This window comes from Bradyrhizobium lablabi (genome assembly GCF_900141755.1).
Classification (GTDB): domain Bacteria; phylum Pseudomonadota; class Alphaproteobacteria; order Rhizobiales; family Xanthobacteraceae; genus Bradyrhizobium; species Bradyrhizobium lablabi_A.
Window position 1 is genome coordinate 1187422 of the sequence record NZ_LT670844.1, and the last position, 18261, is coordinate 1205682.

16 protein-coding genes and 2 pseudogenes are annotated in these 18261 nt (G+C 63.2%); 11 read left to right on the top strand and 7 right to left on the bottom strand.

What is annotated here, in order from left to right:
* The first annotated feature begins 227 nt into the window (after positions 1–227).
* Positions 228–1376 carry a GGDEF domain-containing protein gene (locus B5526_RS05605; RefSeq protein WP_079537301.1) on the top strand — a complete coding sequence of 383 codons (1149 nt, stop codon included), beginning with the start codon at positions 228–230 and terminating at the stop codon, positions 1374–1376.
* A 73-nt stretch (positions 1377–1449) separates the two neighbouring features.
* Positions 1450–2565, top strand: coding sequence for a DUF2336 domain-containing protein (locus B5526_RS05610; protein ID WP_079537302.1), 1116 nt, complete (start codon positions 1450–1452; stop codon positions 2563–2565).
* A gap of 2 nt (positions 2566–2567) precedes the next feature.
* Here B5526_RS05610 and B5526_RS05615 read toward each other — a convergent pair whose 3' ends face one another.
* Positions 2568–3206 carry an NrsF family protein gene (locus B5526_RS05615; RefSeq protein ID WP_079537303.1) on the bottom strand — a complete coding sequence of 213 codons (639 nt, stop codon included), beginning with the start codon at positions 3204–3206 and terminating at the stop codon, positions 2568–2570.
* 2 nt (positions 3207–3208) lie between these two features.
* Positions 3209–3754, bottom strand: coding sequence for a sigma-70 family RNA polymerase sigma factor (locus B5526_RS05620; RefSeq protein WP_079544721.1), 546 nt, complete (start codon positions 3752–3754; stop codon positions 3209–3211).
* Between the two features lie 357 nt (positions 3755–4111).
* On the opposite strand from B5526_RS05620, the gene B5526_RS05625 reads away from it, so the two are divergent.
* A complete protein-coding gene (locus B5526_RS05625) occupies positions 4112–4804 on the top strand; it encodes a hypothetical protein (RefSeq protein ID WP_079537304.1) in 693 nt (230 codons plus the stop codon).
* A 102-nt stretch (positions 4805–4906) separates the two neighbouring features.
* Positions 4907–5686, top strand: coding sequence for an enoyl-CoA hydratase (locus B5526_RS05630; RefSeq protein ID WP_079537305.1), 780 nt, complete (start codon positions 4907–4909; stop codon positions 5684–5686).
* Positions 5687–6216: 530 nt separating this feature from the next.
* Here B5526_RS05630 and B5526_RS05635 read toward each other — a convergent pair.
* Positions 6217–7656: pseudogene (locus B5526_RS05635) on the bottom strand (acetyl-CoA hydrolase/transferase C-terminal domain-containing protein); the annotation flags it as partial.
* Between the two features lie 197 nt (positions 7657–7853).
* Between B5526_RS05635 and B5526_RS05640 the strand changes: the two are divergent.
* From B5526_RS05640 to B5526_RS05655, 4 genes are read left to right on the top strand one after another with little or no spacing between them, the layout of a single operon-like run.
* Positions 7854–8822: an alpha/beta fold hydrolase gene (locus B5526_RS05640; RefSeq protein ID WP_154071141.1), complete on the top strand. Its 969-nt coding sequence runs from the start codon at positions 7854–7856 to the stop codon at positions 8820–8822.
* Positions 8823–8857: 35 nt separating this feature from the next.
* Positions 8858–9280, top strand: coding sequence for a hypothetical protein (locus B5526_RS05645; RefSeq protein WP_079537308.1), 423 nt, complete (start codon positions 8858–8860; stop codon positions 9278–9280).
* On the top strand, positions 9273–10373 hold the full coding sequence (locus B5526_RS05650) for a hypothetical protein (RefSeq protein ID WP_079537309.1): 1101 nt from the start codon (positions 9273–9275) through the stop codon (positions 10371–10373). The genes B5526_RS05645 and B5526_RS05650 overlap by 8 nt, the downstream gene beginning before the upstream one ends.
* The gene (locus B5526_RS05655) at positions 10363–10713 is read left to right on the top strand and encodes a hypothetical protein (RefSeq protein WP_079537310.1); all 351 of its coding nucleotides are present in this window, start codon (positions 10363–10365) and stop codon (positions 10711–10713) included. Before B5526_RS05650 ends, B5526_RS05655 begins: the two co-directional genes overlap by 11 nt.
* 205 nt (positions 10714–10918) lie before the next feature.
* Here the strand turns inward: B5526_RS05655 and B5526_RS05660 are convergent, their stop codons facing one another.
* Positions 10919–12517, bottom strand: coding sequence for an FAD-binding oxidoreductase (locus tag B5526_RS05660; protein ID WP_079537311.1), 1599 nt, complete (start codon positions 12515–12517; stop codon positions 10919–10921).
* A 229-nt stretch (positions 12518–12746) separates the two neighbouring features.
* On the opposite strand from B5526_RS05660, the pseudogene B5526_RS05670 reads away from it, so the two are divergent.
* Positions 12747–13710 (top strand): annotated as a pseudogene (locus B5526_RS05670) (amidohydrolase family protein).
* On the opposite strand, the gene B5526_RS05675 reads toward B5526_RS05670, so the two are convergent.
* Both B5526_RS05675 and B5526_RS05680 read right to left on the bottom strand, forming a co-directional pair.
* Positions 13698–14609: a hypothetical protein gene (locus tag B5526_RS05675; RefSeq protein WP_079537313.1), complete on the bottom strand. Its 912-nt coding sequence runs from the start codon at positions 14607–14609 to the stop codon at positions 13698–13700. The pseudogene B5526_RS05670 and the gene B5526_RS05675 overlap by 13 nt on opposite strands.
* 13 nt (positions 14610–14622) lie before the next feature.
* Positions 14623–16038, bottom strand: coding sequence for a hypothetical protein (locus B5526_RS05680; protein WP_079537314.1), 1416 nt, complete (start codon positions 16036–16038; stop codon positions 14623–14625).
* Positions 16039–16241: 203 nt separating this feature from the next.
* On the opposite strand from B5526_RS05680, the gene B5526_RS05685 reads away from it, so the two are divergent.
* Positions 16242–16490, top strand: a complete 249-nt coding sequence (locus tag B5526_RS05685) for a hypothetical protein (RefSeq protein ID WP_079537315.1) — start codon at positions 16242–16244, stop codon at positions 16488–16490.
* A gap of 20 nt (positions 16491–16510) precedes the next feature.
* On the opposite strand, the gene B5526_RS05690 is transcribed toward B5526_RS05685, so the two are convergent.
* Entirely contained in the window at positions 16511–17908 is a 1398-nt protein-coding gene (locus tag B5526_RS05690; RefSeq protein WP_079537316.1) for a CoA transferase, read from the bottom strand.
* A 56-nt stretch (positions 17909–17964) separates the two neighbouring features.
* Here B5526_RS05690 and B5526_RS05695 point away from each other — a divergent pair, with 56 nt between their 5' ends.
* Complete coding sequence (locus B5526_RS05695) at positions 17965–18252, top strand: hypothetical protein (protein ID WP_079537317.1); 288 nt, start codon at positions 17965–17967, stop codon at positions 18250–18252.
* The last annotated feature ends 9 nt before the right edge of the window (positions 18253–18261 follow it).

The window sequence follows — 18261 nt, forward strand, 5'->3', positions numbered from 1 at the left end:
GACCATATCAAGGCTTGAGCGACAAGACAGCCCTGCGTCAACCGCGTGCCGCCTCGCCGCCGCAGGCCTCGGCCAATCCCACCCGCATTACCCGGATACGGCGAATCTCCATTGCCGAACAAGGGATAATGCGGGCTTCGGACGGAGGGGATTCGGTTCGAAAGATACCAAACCTAAAGGCTTTGCTCCCTAAAGTTCCACGTGGTGCTTTGCTTCTACGGCGGGACATGAACAGCGCGGCCTCATTGCTTCAAGAGCAGACCTCCGAGAGTGCGCTCGCGCGCGCTGATCGGCTGCCCTCGAACGTGCTGAAGCGCCGGGCCGGCCAACGCCGCCAGATGCTCGCCGTGCAGGCCGTGAGTTACTCGCTCGGCACGATGGCCCTGCTGGTTTATTGTTACGCCGGCACCATCTCGGTCGTCATTCCCGCGGCCTATTTCGTGTCCGGCATCACGCTGGTCGGTTGCTTTGTCGTGCTATCGGAAAGCCACGTCAACGACCGCTTTGAGGACCACTACCTCACACTGTTCCAGGTTGCCGGCCATGTCGCGCTACAGCTCGGCTTTCTGCTGGCGGCGCCCGAGATCGGCTACGCGTTTCTCAGCATTCTGTTCCTGATCTTCGGATTCGGCGCGCTGCGCATGACCTCCCGCCAGGCGACGGTTGCCTGGACCCTCCTGGTGACGGGTTTGGCCCCGATATTTCTGCTCACCACGACCCCGATCGGCATGCTGCTCGCGACGCCCGTCGAGCGTCTCGCCGCGATGCTTTGCTATGTCTTGACGATTGGACAGTGCGCCTTTGTCGGATTGTACGGCAGTTCAATGCGCAAGGCGCTCTACCACCGCAGCTTTGAACTCAAGGCTGCCTACAAGCGCATCGAGGAACTCGCCGAGCTCGACGAATTGACCGGCTCGTTCAACCGCCGCTGCATCATGCGGATGCTGGATGACGAGATCAGCCGCGCCCATCGCATCAACACCCCCTGCTCGATCGCGCTGATCGATCTCGACTGGTTCAAGCGCATCAACGATGCCTACGGCCACCCCACCGGCGACGAAGTGCTCAGGACATTCGCCATCACCGTGTTCGCCAACATCCGCAACATCGACAGGTTTGGCCGCTACGGCGGCGAGGAATTCCTGCTGGTGCTTCCCGAGACGGAAATTGACGCCGCCACACGCATGCTGGACCGGCTGCGCGCCATCATTGCCGAACTCGACTGGAGCGCGTTCTCGCCCGGCATGCAGGTAACGATTTCCGCAGGCGTCGCGACGCTACGCCCGAACGAGACCGACGATACATTTCTAGCCCGCGCCGACAGCGCGCTTTACGCAGCCAAGGCGCGAGGACGCAACCGCATCGCCAAGGTCTGAACCGATTACTTCCGTTTCCGGAGACGGAGAAACCGTCCCAGATTTAATGCCCGAACGCTCCAGGATAGAGTTCATGAGTTCGAAATCCGCGGCCACTTCCGAAAGTCTGCTCGACGAATTGCAGACCACGCTTGCGCATGGCACGGTCGCGCGCCGGGTCGAAACCCTGCGCCGCGTCACCGACCTCTTCATCAACGGCGCGGTGGACTATTCGGACCAGCAGATCGGGCTGTTCGACGACGTGTTCCAGTGCCTGATCGTCCACATCGAGACCTCCGCCAAGGCGCTGCTCGCCAAGCGCCTCGCCCCGATCAACACCGCGCCGCCGCTGACGATACGTGCGCTGGCGTTCGACGATCTGATCGAAGTCGCCGCTCCCGTGCTGTCCCAGTCGGAACGCCTAGATGACGAGGCGCTGATCGAGGCCGCGCGCGACAAGAGCCAGGCCCATCTGATGGCGATTTCGACCCGAAGGGTGCTGAGCGGCGCGGTCACCGACGTGCTGGTGATGCGCGGCAACGACGCGGTGATCCAGAGCACCGTCAACAATCCCGGCGCCGAATTTTCCGAGAACGGCTTCACCCGACTGGTCGACCGCGCCGAGGGGCACGACGATCTCGCGACCTGCATCGGCATGCGTCCGACGATTCCGCGGCATCTCTATCTGAAGCTGCTCGCCAAGGCCTCCGCGACGGTGCGGGAGCGGCTCGAGGCCGCCCATCCGCAGCGGGCGGAAGAAGTGCCGACGGCGGTCCAGGAGGCAACGCGGCGGGCGCGCTCCGCGCCCTCGGCCATCACCAAGGAGACCGCGATCGCCCACGCGCTCGTCAAATCATTGTACGAGGACGGCAGGCTCGACGAGCATCAGGTGGCGGCGTTTGCCGAAGCGGGAAAATTCGACGAAGCCAATGCCGCGATCGCAGCCCTCGCCAGTGTGCCGGTGTCGATCGCCGAGAACATGATGGTGGAGACCCGCGCCGAGGGCGTGATGATCCTGTGCAAAGTCTCGGCGATGTCGTGGTCGACGGTGCGATCGATCATCAACATGCGCGACGCGCTCTCTGGTCTGGAGCCGTCCGATCCCGCCGCCTGCAAGGCCACCTATGAACGGCTGCGGCCCTCGACCGCGCAACAGGTGCTGCGCTTCCACCGCATGCAGCAGACCGCAACGCCCGCGCCGGCGGCGTGAACCTAAAACCTCAGCATCCTCGACCCGGCCAATGCGCCGATCGCGGTCACGAGCGCGGTGGCGATCGAGTACCACGTCGCCACGAACAGCGGTGAATCGTCGGTGCAGTGCGACGCGTAGAGCGTCGCCGCCAGACCCGCCGACAACAGACCGGCGATCGCGCCGGCGACCGCCGGGCGTGCCGGCGCGCCGTGGCGCAGGCCGATCAGCGCCGCCGCCAGCAGCGGCAGCGACATCAGCGGAATCGCAGTGAGGCAAATCCGCGAATTGCTGCCGACCATTCGCGTCATCATCGGCAGCCGCTGCGGCAGCATCATCTCGCCCGAGATTCCGGCGGCAAGAATTCCGGCCGGGATCAATAATAGCCAGGCCCAGCCCGCAAGCGAGGCTTCCGGCCGCGACAGGTGCAGGCTGACCGCGATGGCGGAGATCGCCAGCGCCAGTGTCACCGCGAATTTCAGATCGAAAAACGGGTTATGCATCGCGGTCATGACGTCGGGACGGACGCCGAGGCCGGCGAAGAAGATCGCAAGCGAGACCGGCGCCGCCGACAACAGCGCCAGCGCCAGCACGAAGCCGACCGGCCGCGCGCGGTGCGCGTTATCGGCCGCCAGCGTTCGAATGAGCTGATCGGTCTCCATTCTCATTGTTCCCGTAGCTTGGCGGTGAGGCTGGCAAGCCCGCGGTGCAGCGCCACCCGCACCGCGCCCTCGCTCATCGAAAATCTCGCCGCGGTATCCTTGATCGATGCGCTTTCGACGGCGATCGACCGCAGCACGTCGCGCTGACGCGCCGGCAGCTGTTCGAGCTGAGCCGCGACCTCACCGGCAGGAACGCTCTGCGCCGCGGGCTCGCTTGGAATCGTTTCGGCGAAATCGTCGATGTTGACGAAAACCCGGCGGCCGCGGCGGCGGAGTGCATCGATCAACTTGTTGCGGGCAATCGCGAACAGCCACGGCGCGAACGGCGCGTTCGCGTCCCAGGTATGCCGCTTCAGATGCACCGCCAACAATATGTCCTGCACGATGTCCTCGGACTGATCGAGTGGTTGTCCTGCCCGCGCCAGGCCGCGGCGCGCCGCGGCGCGAAGCACCGGCGTTACCGCCTTGAGCAGGCGATGATACGCCACGCTGTCCCCTGAAATGGCCGACCGCATCAGGCCGGTCCACTCGTCTTCACGTTCGCGCACACACGCTCCCACAGTGCATTTCGGTCGATCTTTCAATTTGTTACGCCAGGGCGCATTGATCACGAAGTCGTGATCAAAGCGCTCCCGCGGCATTGGGATCATCGCGCCCACTTCCGGAATCGCGACGACAAATCCGGCCGTGGGCAGGCTCATAACATCGATCCGTGCCGCTGGGCACCCGCCGTTGATTCCAAGAAGATTTTCAGGGCCGCGATGGTGCCAACGCTCGCGCGGCACCATGCCGCTGCCCCGCTTTTGCCCGCTGTAGCCCGAAGATTCCCTTTTTCTGCCCCGCTGCGGACACGCCGTGGGGTCTCATTTCGGCACCGGGGGCTGGCAAAAATGGGGAGATTGCCAATGACGATCAAAGCCAACGGGCGCTCGGCATTGATACTTGCAGCAGGGCTTTTGGTGGGTTTGGCGGGGCCATCGCAGGCGGAGCCGGCGAGCACGGACGATTCTGCCGCGAGCACAACATCGGAAAATGCCGCGGGCGCGCCGATGGCGCTGAACAAATACACCAAGCACAGCTCCCACCCGGGCAAGAGTTTCGCGCACAAATCCAGCAAGACGGCGCAGAAACCCGCGGCCGACCAGAAAGCCGACGCCGCGGCCAGTGCTGACGGCGACAATTCGTCGGCCTCCGCGGCGATGCCGCCATCGGTCGCCAACGCCAATGCCAGCCTGGCGTCCGCTGACACGGCGACCGCCAGCAACGCCAAGGCGATGTCGGCGCGGGCCAACGATATCGTGCAGAGCGCCCCGGACAACGGCCGGCCGGCCGCCGAGACCCAAATCGTTGCCGCCGATCAGCTCAACGACGTCGATCGCGCGCTGCAGGCCCCGGCACCGGCGACGGCCTCTGCTGAGCCGACCGCCGCGGCGCAGCCTCCCGCGGCGCAGCCTCCCGCGGCGGCGCCTGCCGCGCCCGTGATGGCCAGCAGCAGTGAGAGCTCCACCTGGGACCAGACCTCGCTGATCGGAAAGATCTTCATCGGCTTCGGCGCGCTTTTGACCATGGCCTCCGCCGCGCGGATGTTCATGGCGTAACGACGCCCGTGCCCCGGACGCTCGTCCGGGACACTCTGCCCACTTGAAGCCCATCCCGCCAGCGGGCACATTGCTCCGCGACATCAAGGCGCGAGGTGGAGCATGAGCACGTTCGAACACATCATCGTCGATAGCAAAGGCGCTGTCGGCATCATCACGCTGAACCGCCCAAAAATGCTCAACGCGCTGTCCTTCGGCGTGTTTCGCGAGATCGCCGCGGCGGTCGACGATCTCGAAGCCGATGACGCGATCGGATGCATCCTGTTGGCCGGCGGCGAAAAGGCGTTCGCCGCGGGCGCCGACATCAAGGAAATGCAGCCGAAAACCTTCATCGACATGTTTTCCAGCGATTTCACCGCGATCGGCGGCGACCGCGTCGCCAACTGCCGCAAGCCGACAATCGCTGCCGTCAGCGGCTACGCGCTCGGCGGCGGCTGCGAACTCGCCATGATGTGCGACATCATCATTGCCGCCGACACCGCGAAATTCGGCCAGCCGGAGATCACGCTCGGCACCATTCCCGGGATCGGCGGAACCCAGCGGCTGACGCGCGCAGTCGGCAAATCCAAGGCGATGGATTTGTGCCTCACCGGGCGAATGATGGACGCGGCGGAAGCGGAGCGCTCGGGGCTGGTCAGCCGGGTCGTGCCGGCGGACAAGTTGATGGAGGAAGCGCTTGCGATGGCGGAGAAGATCGCCTCGATGTCGCGGCCCGCGGCCGCGATGGCCAAGGAAGCCATCAATCGCGCCTTCGAGACCCCGCTGTCGGAAGGAATCAACGTCGAGCGCAATCTGTTTCATTCCACCTTCGCGCTGGAAGACCGCGCCGAAGGCATGGTGGCCTTCATCGAGAAGCGCAAGCCGGTGAACAAGAACAGGTGACTCTCCTCCCGTCATTGCGAGGAGCGAAGCGACGAAGCAATCCAGCTTTCCTTCCGCGGATGAAAAGCTGGATTGCTTCGCTTCGCTCGCAATGACGGGGTTGGATCTCAGGCCTCGCGGCTCCGCACCAGCGCTGCGCTCACCAGCGCGCGATAGGCTCGTTCGGACCATGTCTTCGCATTGTCGAGCCCGAGCCGCGTCAGGCATTCCCTGTCCGCGGCATCGGGCTCGTGGAAAAACCCCTGCCACAACAATCCCGGCAACCGCGGCAGTGAACGCTGCGCGTCCTGCAGGATTTGCAAGGCCGGAATCAGCCGCTGCTCGGTCACGGTAAAGTCGCTGCCGAACGGGAAAGATGGCAGCCATCCCGCCTCGCGCGCGGGTCTTAGCGCGCTTGCAATCCGCTCGGGAAAATTCTCGCGGTGGGCAGCGGGAATTTCAAAATTCTTCGGCAGTTTGCCGGCATCCTTGGCCTGGCGCGCAAGTTCGGTCTGGAAGCGCGAATCCGTAACCGCAAGCATCGCCGCGATTACATCGGCGTCGGATTTTCCCTTAAGGTCGGCGGTGCCATATTCGGTGACGATGACGTCGCGCAAATGCCGCGGAATGGTCTCGTGGCCATAGCTCCAGCGGATGTTGGATTGGGCTTTGGCGCCGGCCTGCCGCGTCGCCTCGACCGTCAGGATCGAGCGTGCGCCGGCAAGCGCGAACGCCTGCGCCACGAAATTGTATTGGCCGCCGACGCCGCTCACGACCTGGCCGTCCTCGAGCCCGTCGGAGACCACGGCTCCCATCAAAGTCGCCATCATCGCGTTGTTCACGAAACGGGCGTCGACACGGGCGCGGCGCTTTACGTCCTCCTCGCCATAGAGCTCGTTGGTGAAGGACACCGGCATCATCTGGATTCTTGCGATCTCGTCAGGCGTCATCTCGCGCAATGCGCGATAGAAGGATTTCGGCCCGAGAAAGAACGCGCCGTGCAGCACCACGCCGTCGACCTCGCGCTTCAAAATGCCGGCATCGATCAGGCCCAAAAACGCCTCGAACAGCATTTCGCTGACGCCATAGAGACCCTTTTCAAACGAACCGGTCTCCAGCGCCGCGAGTTGTTCGGTACCTGGCGCGAGCCGCTTGATGATGCCGTGAAACTGCGCATTGTCGCGATGGCGAACGATCAGCCCCTGCGCCAGCGCGTCGCCGACCTGCCCGATGCCGATCTGCAACGTGCCGCCGTCACGCACCAGACCCGCCGCATGCAGGCCAATGGCGTATTTGGTATCGGTGATCGGCTCGGAGGGCGGCGCGAACAGCGGAAAATCGGTATCGGGACTATCGAGCACCGCGGAAAATTCGCCGGCTGGCAGCTCGCCTGCGCCCGGCATGAACGGCAGTTCGGAATTGACCTGGCCGACCAGCGTGAAGGCTGCGCGGCCCTCGTTGCGGGCGCGCAAGATATCCAGCGTGGTGTCGGTGTTGCAGCTCAGGCTGTAGCGCGTAACCCCGTCGACGACGCGTTTTGCCACCAGCTGCGTCACGACATTGAGCCCGCGCGCCAAAAGATAGGCCGAGGCATGGGTATAATTCGCGGATATATAATGCTGCTGCGCGAACGGCACGTGCAGCCATCTCCCCGCCAGAAAGAAGAACTCGATCACCCTGATATTCGGCGGCAACGCGCCCGCATGCAGCGCATCGGCATAGGCGAGATCGGGATAGCCGCCGAACAGCCGGTCGATCACCGGCGCGATGAAGCGCCGCTCCAGCAAATTCGAAGGTTTGGGTTTTTCCAGCGTCAGCGCGGAAAAGAAGGTCAGGTTGATCGAACGGTCGGCGCTGGCGCGCGCATAGAGCGCGTTGACGATGTGATTGGCCTTGCCGAGCCCGAGCGGCAATCCGACCACGAGATCGGTCCCGACATCGCGGATGATATCCTCCGCGATGGCCTCGGGGTCGGTGAACAGCTTTGGCATCCAATGCAAGCCCAGGTGGGACAGCCGACGGTCCTAGAATCGGACGCAAGCGCCAGCCTCTATAGCGCATTTGCAGCTGATATTCGTCTGTGACGAAGGCGCAACAGCGAAGCGCTCAATGCTTGGCTGCTGCGGGATCAGATGATTGAGAGTAGCATCATTCCAATTATTTGATTCTGATCCATTTGCGAGGCCGTGTGTTCTCCAAAATACTGCGCTGGTCGGCCAAGGCCTTGCTTGCCATTTTGTTGTTGGCTGTCGCAGCGATCGCCGCATTTCGGGTCGCGGCGGCGATGCGCGAGACCGGGACGCGCGCCGAGCTTGCGCCGCCAAACGGCCACCTGGTGCCGACAAGCTCCGGCGGAGTGTTCGTACAGCAGAAGGGTCCGGCGCAAGGCGTTCCCGTCGTTCTGTTCCACGGCACGGCGGCCTGGAGCGAATTGTGGCGGCGCACCATCGATGCGCTTGCCGCCGCCGGCTTTCACGTGATCGCGCTCGACCTGCCTCCTTTCGGGTTTTCCGATCGGCCGGGAAGTTATACCCGGCAGGACCAGGCCGCGCGCGTGAAGGAGGTGCTCGACCAGTTGCGTTCGGCTCCGGCCATTATTGTCGGCCATTCGTTCGGCGCTGGCGCTGCGACCGAATTTGCGATGCGCTACCCGGAGCGCGCGCGGGGGCTGGTGCTGGTCGATGCGGCGCTCGGGCTAACCGCGCCGCCATCCGATCCGCCGGCGCTGCTTCGGCCGAAATGGATTCGTGAAATCCTGGTATCGCTGACCATCACCAATCCCCTTGCAACCCGGCCGCTGCTGCAAACGCTGATCGAGAAGAAAGAGCGCGCCCTGCCGGAATATGTCGAGATCCTGCAAAGACCGACGACGCTGCAAAACAGCACCTCTGACATCGCCGACTGGCTGTATTATTTCGCCGGCGCCGACCGAGGTGCCGCCAGCGCCGACCGCGGCTCCTATGCGCGCCTGAAACTTCCCGTGACGATGCTGTGGGGCGAGAAGGATTCGGTCACGCCGGTTGCGCAAGCGCTCGATCTGCGGACGCTGGTGCCGCAGGCACAACTGACGCCGTTGCCCGGGCTTGGCCATATCCCGCAAATCGAGGATCCGGGTCTGTTCAACGATGCCCTGCTCAAGGCGCTCGGAAAACTCTAAGCTCAAGGATAGATTCGAGGAGACCGGGAGACATCATGGATATCATCAGATTGTGCGCTTGGGGCTACGCCGTGCTGCTCGGCTTTGTCATTCTGACCGGATACATCCCCGCCTTCATCGACCAGAACGACATGATCTTCGGCCTGTTCCGCCGCACCTGGTATGCCGATGGGCTGCATCTGGTATCCGCGCTATGGGCGGCGACCGCGGCGCTGACGTCGCGGCGCGCCTCGGAATTGTTCTTCCAGCTGTTTGGCGCCTTCTACTTCGCCGACGGCGTGCTCGGCCTCCTCACCGGAAGCGGCTATCTCGACTTCGGCATCCTGATCAACGGCGTCCGCGACCTGCCGCTGATGACGCGGATTTTCGCCAACGCCCCGCATCTGGGCCTCGGCGGCGTTGCGATCCTGATCGGCTATTTGCTGGCGCCGCGGACGCGAGCCGCCGTCCATGCGTAGATGCTTGCGGCGCATCTTTACCGCCATCGCGATCCTGATCGTGCTGGCTGTGCTCGTGCCGCTCGCCTATATCGAGGGCACTTGCCGCCCGACTTCATCCGCCTCGGCATCCGCAGCACCGATAGCCGCCCTGCCCGCCATCGATGAGGCGGGCTATCGCCGCAAGCAGGACAACACCTTCTTCACCTTTCCCGAGTGGTACATCGTCTATTCCTTTGAGGATTTCGGCCGCTTTCTCGAGCATTCCAGCGAAAGCCATTTCAACTATCTCGGGCATATCCTCGGATTCTGGCAGAGCTTTTGCACCATCAACCGCGCGGTGCCGGAGACCGGCGAATCCCGTTTCGACGTCAAGACGATGATCTATGTGATCGGCGTCAGCTATTCGACCGAATATGCGATCAAGGGATTTTACGAGAACACCATCGGCCGCGTCTTCGAATGGATCAGAGGCCCGGCGCGTACTCCGCAGGACGATTACGCCCGCGCTGTGCTGCAGGATTATGCCGCGTTCCTCTATACCATCCCCTGGTTCAAATATCCGTTTCGCGAGAAGCTCGATGGCCTGATGGCGATTTCGGCGCCGACACCGAGCCAGGCGCGCACATCGGAACGCGATTTCGCGCTCGGCACCGAATATTTTCTCAAGATCGGCTATGCCTGGCTGATCCAGAAGGCGCTCGATGCCAGCGATGACGATGAGCCGCGCGATATCATGTTCGTGGTTGCGACGCTGCCGCAGGAGGTGCTGGCAAAGGAACCGCGCATAAAACCGATCCGCGTGCTCACGCCGCAATGGCAATTGGTGCAGGCGCCGCGCTATAAGGCGCTCACCGAAATCCTGCAGAGCCTGCTCGACCGGGGTATTGGCCTTGCCGAAATCGCCGGCAACCACGAAATCCTGATCACCGTGATCGCGCCGGACCCCGCCAAGCTGGATGTCAACGATACCACGGAACTGTTTTCACTGGACCTCGACGCCAGGCCCGGCTTCCGCAGGGCCGGCTTAAAGGCTAGCATTGAGCGGCTGGTCGATATCAACCGCGACCTCAAGGCCAGGGGCGCGAAGATCGAGCATTTTTATGACTATTGAGGACAAGCCGTTTCGGCCGTGGCTGCGGCGATCGGGCAGGATCGCCGGAGCGATCGCCCTCGTCGCTTGCGGCTGGCTCGCGATCGTCGTCGGCCTGACGTTCGTGTCAGGGCCGGGCAAGTCGATGGCGATCGTCGGCCCGCCGGAAATGGCCCTGGCCGCGATCGTCAAGGCCAACGGCCGCATTCTGGCTTCGAACGCCTATGTCACGATCGCGCGTTCCGACGATGCCGGTTTTGTCGCGCGGCTCTACGCAGCCGGCGCGCTCTTGGTGCTCGATGCCGAGCAAGCCGGCGGCTGCAGCGGCTTGCCGCCGAATAGATTCACGGCGGCGCTCTGAACTCTCTTACCTCTCCCCGCTTGCGGGGAGAGGTCGGATCGCCTCCGCGATGCCAACGGGTCGCGCGAATGCGCGCCCGATGACAGGCTCCGCATCGTCCGGCGCGATCCGGGTGAGGGGGACTCTCCGCGAGTCTGAATCTGCGGATAGAGCCCCTCACCCCAACCCTCTCGCCGCGAAGAGCGGGGCGAGGGAGCCTCGCAGCTTACGACGCGTATTTCTGGTAGAACGTGTTGGTGAAGAGCTCAGACGGATCGTATTTGCGTTTCGCGGCGAAGAAGTCGTTGATCTGCGGATAGGAACGCTGCAACTGGTCGCGCGAATAATAGAGCTGGTAGGGCAGGAAGAACCGGCCCTTGTGCGCGATGGTGAGATCGATCAGTTCCTCGGTCGCCTTCTTCATCCGACGATTGCCCTCCTCGTCGGTGGTCTGGTTGATGTAAAGCACCAATGAGAACGCCGGCTCCGGCGAATAGGTCAGGAAATTGTCTTCCTGATGCACGATGCGCACCGACGCGTTGAGCAAATTGGTCTTGTTGTCGGTCAAGACCTTGCGCATGCCGTCGACAAACGACGCAAACTCGCGGCGCGGAATAAAGTATTCGTGCAGGATGTCGGTATCGTCAGGCAACGAGTTGCGCAAGTAGAGCACCGAATCGTGCATCGGGTCGTTGCGGCTGACGAGGCAGGCTTCGGCTGAGCCGATCGCTTGCGCGCGCGTGACCGTGCAGGCCTCCATCCGATGCTCGACGTGCTTCTCCGACAGCCATTTCAGTTCCTGAAACAGCGGACCCTGCTTGGAAAGATTAACGGTCAACCGCCGCAATTTGGTTCCACTGGGCTCATCCAGCGGCGCGCGCTTGAAATCCGTGCCGTCGACCTTGGTGTAGGTGTAGAGCAGCATTTCCTTAAGGAACGTGCTCGGCGCCGTCGAGAGATGACCGTACATCAGGCCGATATTCGGGTCCTTCTCGATTTCGTTCGCGAACAGCGCGGGAAATTCCCTGTAGTCCATGACGCGCCGCCCGGTCTGGTAGACCAGATTGTCCGCGATATCGAGCTCGGCCTCGACGATGACGCCAAACAGGCCATAGCCGCCGACCACCAGATTGAACAGGTCCTTGTTCTCGGTCGAGGATACGTTACGCAATGAGCCGTCCGCCAGCATCACCCGCATCGACTTGATCGATTTGGCGAGCGCGCCGGCCTGATGGTCCATGCCGTGCGCGTTGACCGAGATCGAGCCGCCGACACTGAAGATATCGGTCGATTGCATGGCGCGGACCGCGAAGCGCGGATGCAACACGTTCTGGATGTCGTGCCAGGTCGCCCCCGGCTGCACGGTGACCGACCGTGTGTTCTCGTTCAGCACGATGCGGTTGAACCCGCGCATGTCGAGCACGATGCCGCCCTTGCGGAACGCCTGTCCGCCCATGCTGTGGCGCACGCCAGCCGCCGTCACCGAAAGCTTGTTGTCGCGCGCGAACGCCAACGTCCTTGCGATGTCATCGACGCTGTGCACTTCGACCACGCCATAGATTTCGGTCTTGTCGAGGCAACTGGCGTCATTGATGCTGCCGCCGAGCTGCGACCATTTTACGCCCGGAAGCGGCGCAATCGCCTTGATCCGCTCCAGATCGATCTTGCCCTGCTCGGCGCGGCCCACCGCAGGCCCGCAATCCTTTTCGCCGGTGGGATCGGCCGCCAGGGCCTGAAGTTTCCGGAAGCCGTAGACGCCAACCAGTGCGACCACAACGGCGGCGACAGACACGCCGGTTTTGAATTTTTGCGAGAATTTCTTCATGAAATGATTCCAGATGGAGGTCGATATTCCGGGCGCGGCGATGATTAGTCAAATCCGCAACGCTTGCGGTTCGAACAGTCCACATGAATGCGATGGAAGCAGCGAGCCGCGCCATCAGATGAAAGACCGCCGCATTCGCGTCATGGGCTCCGCGCGGCGTTGCATAGCTCACATGAGCTATCCTATGATGCAGTGAAAGCAAAAAAGTGAGGAAACAAGGAGTGAAACAATGCTCACCAGACGCGGTATTCTGCTTGCCGCCATTGCGGGGGAGTGACCATGCCAACCAGAACGCACACGCAAAAGCCTCGCAGCCGGCGACGCCGGTGAATTTCGACATTCCCCCGGGCGCCTGCGATTGCCACACCCATATTCACGCCGACCCCGAAAAATTTCCGTTCTTCACAGGCCGCGTCTATACGCCGGAGCTCGCTTCACCTGAGGAGATGTCGGCGCTGCACAAGGCGCTGCATATCGAGCGCGTGGTGATCGTGACGCCGAGCGTCTATGGCACCGACAATTCGGCCACGCTGTTCGGGATGAAAGCGCGCGGCGCGACCGCCCGCGGCGTCGCCGTGATCGACGAGAAGACGCCGGAAGCCGACCTCGACAGCATGAGCCAGGCGGGCATCCGCGGCATCCGGCTCAATCTCGCAACCGGCGGCGTCAACGATCCCAACGTGGGGCGACCGCGCTTTCAGGCGGCGCTCGAGCGGGTCAAGAACCGCAACTGGCATGTCCAGTTGTTCACCAGCCTCTGGATGATCTCCGCCATCAAGGATCTGGTCGCGGCGTCGCCGGTGCCGGTCGTGTTCGATCATTTCGGCGGTGCACAGGCCGAGCTCGGCGTCGATCAGCCCGGCTTTTCGGACCTGCTGGCGCTGGTGAAATCGGGCAAGGCCTATGTGAAAATCTCGGGCGCCTATCGGGCCTCAAAACTCGCGCCCGATTTTCCCGATGCAGCGCCGCTGGCCCGCGCGCTGATCGCGGCGAACGCCGAGCGCGTCGTCTGGGGCACGGATTGGCCGCACCCGAATTCGGTGACGCCGCCCGGCAACAAGCCGACCGACCTGACGCCACTGTTCCAGATCGACGACGGCCGCCTGTTAAATCAGCTTCCGGTATGGGCGCCGGATGCGGCGATCCGCAAAACCATCCTCGTCGACAATCCGGCGCGGCTTTACGGGTTTTGAGGGCTCGCGCAGGTAGCAGCGTTCGCCATTTGCCGGAGCGTTTCCTGAGGGAAGCCGCGCGCCCATTCGGCGGCCTTGCGCAGTCCGCCGAATGGAAACAGGTGGAATCCTGCAATCGGCGCGGTCGCGGCTTGCGGCACCGATAACAGACCGTGCATGATTTCGTCAGGCCCGGTATCGGTCAAAAGCCGGCCGAAACGCCCGATCTGGCCGCGCAGCGCCCGCATCGAATTGCCGATGCCGCAACGGAGCGCGAACTTTGTTAGCGTCGCCGGGCTCGCGGGACCCGCGAGACCGACGATCACGGGAAGTGTGATGCCGCGCGCATGAAGCTCGACGATCCATTGGAGGATCGGCGCACTTTCAAAACAGAATTGGGTCACGACATCGACGCGGATTTTTGTCTGAAGTCCCCAGTGGCGCCATGCCGCGAGCACCGCGAAGGTATTTTCGGGCTTAAGATAGGGATGCCCTTCGGGATGACCGGCCACGCTTAGCCGCGCAAAACCGTGCGCCTCGATCAATCCGCTGGCGCCGATATCGAGGCTTGACTTGAACGGGCCCTTCGCGGCCACGACGTCGCCCGCGACCAGAACGATGCGCGTGACATCCGCCTCGCCTCGCAGCCGCGCCAGAAAATCGTCGAGCGCCTCGCGCGAGACCATTTCGCGCGCGGCAATATGCGGGACGGGATGGTAGCCGGCGCGGCGAAGTGCTGCAGCCGTATCGATGTTGTGGCGATAATTATCGCCGGGCAGGAAGGTGATCGTGACGTCGGTGCCGGGCCGAAAATAATCGCGCAGCTCCGGCAATTGACGCCCGCTCGACGAGACCTCGACGGAGGCCGATGACAGAAGTGCGGTGAGTTCACGGGACGAGGCGAGATCGGGTGCGGACACAGCTCACTCCCGGTTAAGCGCGGCGGCGCGAAATCACATAGGTTTCGTCGTTAAACCAGAGACCGCCATGCTTCTTCAGCACCTGATCGGTCGCCTCCAGATAGCGGCCGTCGCGGACCACTTCCGACAGGCGGACGTCCTCGATTTGCGCGACATAGATCGCGGCATTCCAGGCGGCGAACAGCGTCGAGGTCCCGATCGGGCCGCTTACCTCGTCCGGCAGCGTATGCATGTGATAACGGAAGATCGAGCGGGCATCTGAGGATGCGTTGAAATTGTAGTGCCGCGCCTCCCCTCCAAGCTCGTGCTTGACCTGCCGCAGGATGGCGTAGCGATCGGTCTTGAACGGATCATCTCCCGGCCAGACCTGATCGATGATCTCGATGCCGGGATCGTTGCCGCGCGAATGGATGCCGATCAACCGGCCGCCGGGCCGCAGCGATCTTGCCAGCGGCGTCAGTACCTTCGATGCCTTGAATTCGAGGCTGGCCCGCGCCCGATAGGGCTGCGAGGCAATCACCAGATCGTAGTCGGCCATCACGCGGCCCGGCCGCGGCATGATCGGATCGAGCAGGAACGAGTGATCCTCCCGCCGCAGCGTCAGGATGACGGGACGCGTATAGACGGGATTGCCGGTGGTTTTGCTGATGCCGGCGCGCCAGTTCTCGGCCAAGAACCCCTCGAGCTGTCCGATCTGTTCGGCAAAGCCGTGCGCGGTATTGCCTGACAGCGCAAGGTCCTTCCAGATCAGGCTTTGCGCCGACGTCGCCGAGCGCGGCGTCAGCCACGGCGCCTCGGCATAATAGAGATTGGTGATGACCAAAACGGTCGCCGGATGCTCGAACAGGCGGTCCGCCATCTTCTCCAGCATCAGCCGCACGTCCTCGTAGCTGATCTCCTTGGCGACGACATAGAGCGGCATGGTGGGAAAACGAGCATGCAGCGCCCGCATCACGCGCGACAGCACGGTACCGTCACCGACGCCGGCGTCGAAAATCCGCAGCGCCGGCGGCGTCGGCTGCAAATTGCCGAGTTCGAGCGAAATCCGGTTGGCGATCTCGGTCTTCTCGCTGCAGGTCGAGACGAACAGGAGATATTTTTGCCGGTTGTCGAAAAACCTAAAACCCGCGGGCGCCACGTTGGCGATCGCGGCGGCACCGTTCATGGGCTTTACCATCGCAGAAGGCGCGGTTTGTGACGACGAGGGCGCTGCGCCATGCTCGGACAGATAGGCGCGGACCTTGTCGAGGGTGCCGGTCGTGATCTTGGCGCCGTCGCGCAATCGCGAGACCAGCTTGCCGTCGTTGACGACGAGCCGTCCGAAGGTGGACTCGGCCGTCTGCGTCGCCCGACAATAATCCCGGATCTCGCCGAGAATCTGATCAGAAGTCCTGGCGGCGGTTTGACCTTGGTGTTCCTCGGTCCGCATGGTTTCTCCCCGCGGTTTTGATTGCTTGGCTTGCAATCAAGGGGCAACCACCTGGAGGCGTCAACCACAAACAGAGTGGGCAGGAATTATGGGCATGTGCCCACACTTTCCACGGCCGGCGCGAAAAGATTGAGATCAGCGCCTGCGGCGTTACGAGAATGTGGAGCTAGCGACTTTCCCCGCCGGCCATTAGATCAAGGGCCATGCGCAAGCCAACGATTTTTGCGGTTGCCGCGACACTGCTGTCTCTGACATCGGCGCCGGTGTTCGCGCAGGGCACCGATATGCAGGGCATCAATATATTGGGACCAGGGAGAGGCTGGAAGCTTCAGTCGCAGCGCGGCCCGGACGGTCAAAACGTCTACGGCTACAACTGCGCTGCGGATTTCCGGCAAATCTCCCGCCATCGTGTCGGGTATGCGACGCGGCACACGCGACGGACCGGACGATAGCAACGGCCGGCAGCGATCGGTCAATCCAACGCCGGCCATTGCGGCTTGTGGCTGCCGAGCGGCATCGCCGGGCGCGCCCAGAACGCGGGTGTTTTCGACAGCACGGCCGAAGGCCGCACCGACTGCAGCGGTCCGAAGCCCGATGGCAGATCTTCGATGAAGGGGCCGACCGCATCGCCGCGCAGATCTTCGGTTTTGAGGCCATCGGCGACGCGGCCGAGATTCCATAGCCATCGCCCGGTCTGCGCCAGTGAGACCCGGACATGCCAGCTGCCGCCTTCGCGCGACTGCCGCGCCTTCGCCATCATGGCGCCGAACGCCATCAGATAGCCGGTGGCATGATCGAGCATCTGCGCCGGCAATTCCTTCGGCCCGTCGACGCCGGCGGCCTGTCCTTCGGCGTGATTAAAACCGGACGCGGTCTGCACCAGCGAGTCAAAACCGCGCCGCTCCGCCCACGGCCCGGCGTGGCCATAAGCCGACAGCGAGACATACACAATGCCGGGATTGATCTTAGCCGCATCCTCCGGCGAGAAGCCGAGTGAAGCGATGGCGCGCGGACGATAGCCTTGCGAGAAGATATCGGCCTGCGCCAAGAGATCGCGCAACACTCCCCGGCCCTCTTCGCTCTTGAGTTCGACAAAACTCGTCAGCTTGCCGCGGCCGTTATCGATGGTGAGCCAGGGGATCGCCGGCAGGTCGGGACCGGAAATCAACATTACGTCGGCGCCATGGGCAGCGAGCGTGCGGCCCGCGACGGGACCTGCGATCACCCGCGACAGATCGAGCACGCGCACGCCCGCGAGCGGACGATTCCCCGCGGGCCACGGCTTTGGCGCCGCCTCGCCGATTTTTTCGATACTGATCACCGGCAATGCCGCCAGCGCTTTGGCGTGCGGCAATTCCGACCATTCCTCGTGCGAGCGCATCATGGCGACCACACAGCCGCCGGCATAGGCCGCGGTTTCGAATGCCTCACCATCCCACCCCATCAGTGCGGCCTGGACGTCGTCACGCTCCGGCCTGCAATTGAGGACCTTGCAGACGGCGTCGCGGTGATGCCTGAAATTGGTATGCAGGCGCACGAAGCGCTGGTCGCGGGTCTTGTAAATTCCGGCAATCGCATCCCACGTCGGCGGCGGCAGCTTGCCGTCGACGCGCAAATAGCGCTCGCTGCGGCATTCGACGACGGCATGGCGCATGTCGACCGCGACATCCTGGCTTTGGCCGCTGCGCAATTTCCAAATCTGCGCGGCGGAAAGGCCTGCCGCGGCAATGCTTACCTGAGCCGCGGCGGCGACGCGAAACGACGACGGCAATTGCGGTTCTTTCCCGGTCAGCGCGACGGCGTCGAGCGCAGCAGGCTCGCCGCCGGCCGAGGTCCAGATGTCGGATAGGATTTCAATGGGACTTTGCATGACCGTCACTCTTCCCTAAGAGTCCAAAGCTCTGCCTTACCACGGAAGGAGTTGCAATGGCTGCCATCGATCCCTTGACCGCCGGAGGCGTTGTGCTGGCGACCGCCGCTACCGACGCGGTCTATGTCATGTTCACCTCGGCCGTGGTGGCGCGCAAGCGCGTGCCGGCGGCGACCTGGAGCAGCATATGGTATTTGCTCTCTTCCTATGCGGTGATCAGCTATACCGAAAACTGGGTCTATGTCGCCTTTGCCGCGCTCGGCTCGTGGATCGGCGCGTTCGCGTCGATCACCTTCCTGCACCGGCCGCCCGGCGGCCCGCCGATCGGCGCCGCGCCGGAATAGGTTCACCGT